This window comes from Pseudomonas sp. 2VD (genome assembly GCF_005503585.1).
Lineage (GTDB): Bacteria > Pseudomonadota > Gammaproteobacteria > Pseudomonadales > Pseudomonadaceae > Pseudomonas > Pseudomonas aeruginosa.
Genome location: NZ_SCND01000517.1, coordinates 1 through 3,150 on the forward strand (window position 1 = coordinate 1; position 3,150 = coordinate 3,150).

Genomic DNA, 3,150 nt, shown 5'->3' on the forward strand with positions numbered 1-3,150 from the left:
AGATGTGTATAAGGGACAGGAGCTGCACAGGCCCACGCCTTCCCAGCCGAAGTAGAGGAACAGCAGGTTGTCGCCCAGCACCAGGAACAGCATGCTGGCAATGAACAGGTTGGTGTAGGCGAAGAAGCGCGAATAGCCGGCTTCGCCACGCATGTACCAGGAGGCGAACAGGTGGATCAGGAAGCCGACGCCGGTAACCACGCCGAGCATGGTTACCGAGAGGCCGTCCAGGTACAGGGTGAAGTTGGTGCTGAAGTCGCCGGCCGCCATCCACTGCCACAGCACCAGGCTGTAGGCGCCGCCTTCCGGCGGACTGCTGTGGAAGCTGAAGATGGCCCAGGCCGCGCTCAGGGCGGAGAGGCCGACCGAGCCGACGCCGACCAGCGCCGAAAGGTTTTCCGACCACCTGCCGCGGGAGAACGACAGCAGCAGGAAGCCGACCAGGGGGAACAGGAAGGTAAGAGGTAGAAGGTTCATCCGCGCATCTCGCTGGCAGCGTCGATATCGAGGGTGTGGAAGCGGCGATACAGTTGCAGCAGGATCGCCAGGCCGATGCTCGCTTCGGCGGCCGCGAGGCTCAGCACCAGGATGAACATCACCTGGCCGTCGGGTTGGCCCCAGCGGCTGCCGGCGACCACGAAGGCGAGGGCGGCGGCGTTCATCATCACTTCCAGGCTCATCAGTACGAACAGGATGTTGCGTCGCACCATCAAGCCGACCAGTCCGAGGGCGAACAGGACGCTGGCGAGGGCCAGGCCGTGTTCCAGTGGTATTGCGTTCATAGCGTTACGTTCCCTTGGGGCGGGCGCAGGGCGCCCGCCGAACCTTTATTGTTTGGCGTCTTGACGACCCAGGTGATAGGCAGCGACCAGGGCCGCGAGCAACAGCATGGAGGCCAGTTCGACCACCAGCAGGTACGGGCCGTAGAGGCTGATGCCGACCGCCTTGGCGTCTACCGTGGTATGGCCGATGCCGGCACCGCTCGGGGTGCGGGCGAGGACCACCAGCAGTTCCACCAGCAGGACCAGGGCCAGGGCCGAAGGCCCGACCCAGATGCCGGGCGTGAGCCACTTGCGCTCCTGCTCGACCACGGCCGGGCCGAGGTTGAGCATCATCACCACGAAGACGAACAGAACCATGATGGCGCCAGCGTAGACGATGATCTCCAGGGCGCCGGCGAAGGGTGCGCCGAGGCTGAAGAAGGTCATCGAGATGGCCAGCAGGGAAATGATCAGGTAGAGCAGGGCATGCACCGGGTTGCTGTTGGTGATGACCCGCAGCGTGGCCAGTACGGCGACGCCGGCAGCGAAATAGAAAGCGAATTCCACGCGACGTCTCCTTATGGCAGCAGGCTTTTCACGTTGATCGGTTCGGCTTCGTTCTGCGCGGCGCCTTTCGGCTTGCCGGCGATCGCCATCCCCGCAACGCGGTAGTAGTTGTAGTCCGGGTTCTTGCCCGGGCCGGAGATCAGCAGGTCGTGCTTCTCGTAGACCAGGTCCTGGCGCTTGAACTCGCCCATCTCGAAGTCCGGGGTGAGCTGGATCGCGGTGGTCGGGCAGGCTTCCTCGCACAGGCCGCAGAAGATGCAGCGCGAGAAGTTGATGCGGAAGAACTCCGGATACCAGCGACCGTCCTCGGTCTCGGCCTTCTGCAGGGAGATGCAGCCAACCGGACAGGCCACGGCGCACAGGTTGCAGGCTACGCAGCGTTCCTCGCCGTCGGGGTCGCGGGTCAGGACGATCCGGCCACGATAGCGCGGCGGCAGGTAGACCGGCTCTTCGGGGTATTGCAGGGTGTCGCGCTTGCGGAAGGCATGGCTGAAGATCATCACCAGGCTGCGAAGCTGGGTGAAGGTGCCATGCACGACGTTGATGATTTCTTTGATCACGGTGGTTCTCCTTACTGGGCCGCGGCCAGCACGAGCGCGCCGGTCACCAGCAGGTTGATCAGGGTCAGCGGCAGGCACACCTTCCAGCTGAACGCCATCACCTGGTCATAGCGCGGACGCGGCAGCGAGGCGCGGATCAGGATGAAGAGCATGATGAAGAAGCCAGTCTTGGCGGCGAAGTAGAAGAACGACAGCCAGGGCAGGGTGTCCAGGAACGGACCGTGCCAGCCGCCGAAGAACAGGGTTGCCAGCAGCGCCGAGACCAGCACGATGCCGATGTACTCGCCGACGAAGAACATGCCCCATTTCATCCCGGCGTACTCGATGTGGTAGCCGTCCGCCAGTTCCTGCTCCGCTTCCGGCTGGTCGAACGGGTGACGGTGGGTCACGGCGACGCCGGCGATGATGAAGGTGCAGAAGCCGAAGAACTGCGGAATGATGAACCAGACGTTGTCGATCTGGTACTGGACGATGTCGCGCATGTTGAACGAGCCGACCTGGGCGACGATGCCCATCAGCGACAGGGCCAGGAACACCTCGTAGGAGATGGTCTGGGCCGAGGCGCGCAGGCTGCCGAGCAGGGCGAACTTGTTGTTGCTCGACCAGCCGGCGAACAGCACGGCGTACACCGTCAGGCCGGCCATGGCGAAGAAGAACAGGATGCCGATGTTCAGGTCCGCCACGCCCCAGGTGGGGGTGATCGGCACGATGGCGAAGGCGACGAGCAGGGCGCCCATCGCGATCACCGGGGCCAGGGTGAAGATCATCTTGTCGGCGAACGGCGGGGTCCAGTCCTCCTTGAAGAACATCTTGACCATGTCCGCGCCGAGCTGGAACGCACCGAACGGACCGACCCGGTTGGGGCCGTAGCGGTCCTGCCAGAGGCCGAGCAGGCGGCGCTCGACCCAGCTGAGCAGGGCGCCGCAGATGACCACGGCGAGCAGCACCACGATGGCCTTGACCACGGTGAGGATGATGGTGACCAGAGCGGGAGTCAGCCAACTCATTGTGCAGCCTCCTGCAGACCTTCCACGGAGCAGCCGGCGATCGCCGCCGGGATGCCGGCGAAGCCGACCGGCAGGCCGATCAGGCCGGCGCCGAGTTGTTCATCGATGCGCAGCGGCAGGCGCAGGGCCTGGCCCTTGAGCTGGAAGCCGAGGGTCGCGCCGTCGTTGACGCCGAGGCGGTCCGCGTCTTCCTTGGACAGGGCGACGTAGGTCTCCGGGATGCGCTGCTGGATCGGCGCGGCCCGCGAGCTGTTT

The 3,150-nt window shown here is 64.7% G+C and carries 5 protein-coding genes and 1 pseudogene; all 6 read right to left on the reverse strand.

Annotated features, from left to right (window positions below; all coding sequences use genetic code 11):
- Positions 1-477, reverse strand: a pseudogene (locus tag FFS27_RS30900) (NADH-quinone oxidoreductase subunit L); the annotation flags it as partial.
- The gene (gene nuoK / locus FFS27_RS30905; RefSeq protein ID WP_003090475.1) at positions 474-782 is read right to left on the reverse strand and encodes an NADH-quinone oxidoreductase subunit NuoK; all 309 of its coding nucleotides are present in this window, start codon (positions 780-782) and stop codon (positions 474-476) included. The pseudogene FFS27_RS30900 and the gene nuoK, both read right to left, overlap by 4 nt.
- A 45-nt stretch (positions 783-827) precedes the next feature.
- Positions 828-1,328, reverse strand: coding sequence for an NADH-quinone oxidoreductase subunit J (gene nuoJ / locus FFS27_RS30910; protein ID WP_003090473.1), 501 nt, complete (start codon positions 1,326-1,328; stop codon positions 828-830).
- A gap of 11 nt (positions 1,329-1,339) precedes the next feature.
- Positions 1,340-1,888 (reverse strand): NADH-quinone oxidoreductase subunit NuoI, encoded by a 549-nt coding sequence (gene nuoI, locus FFS27_RS30915; protein WP_019486397.1) that lies wholly within the window; start codon positions 1,886-1,888, stop codon positions 1,340-1,342.
- A gap of 11 nt (positions 1,889-1,899) precedes the next feature.
- On the reverse strand, positions 1,900-2,895 hold the full coding sequence (gene nuoH, locus FFS27_RS30920; RefSeq protein WP_003090465.1) for an NADH-quinone oxidoreductase subunit NuoH: 996 nt from the start codon (positions 2,893-2,895) through the stop codon (positions 1,900-1,902).
- On the reverse strand, positions 2,892-3,150 hold a 259-nt coding region (locus FFS27_RS30925), incomplete at its 5' end, for a hypothetical protein (RefSeq protein WP_137952457.1). The genes nuoH and FFS27_RS30925, both read right to left, overlap by 4 nt.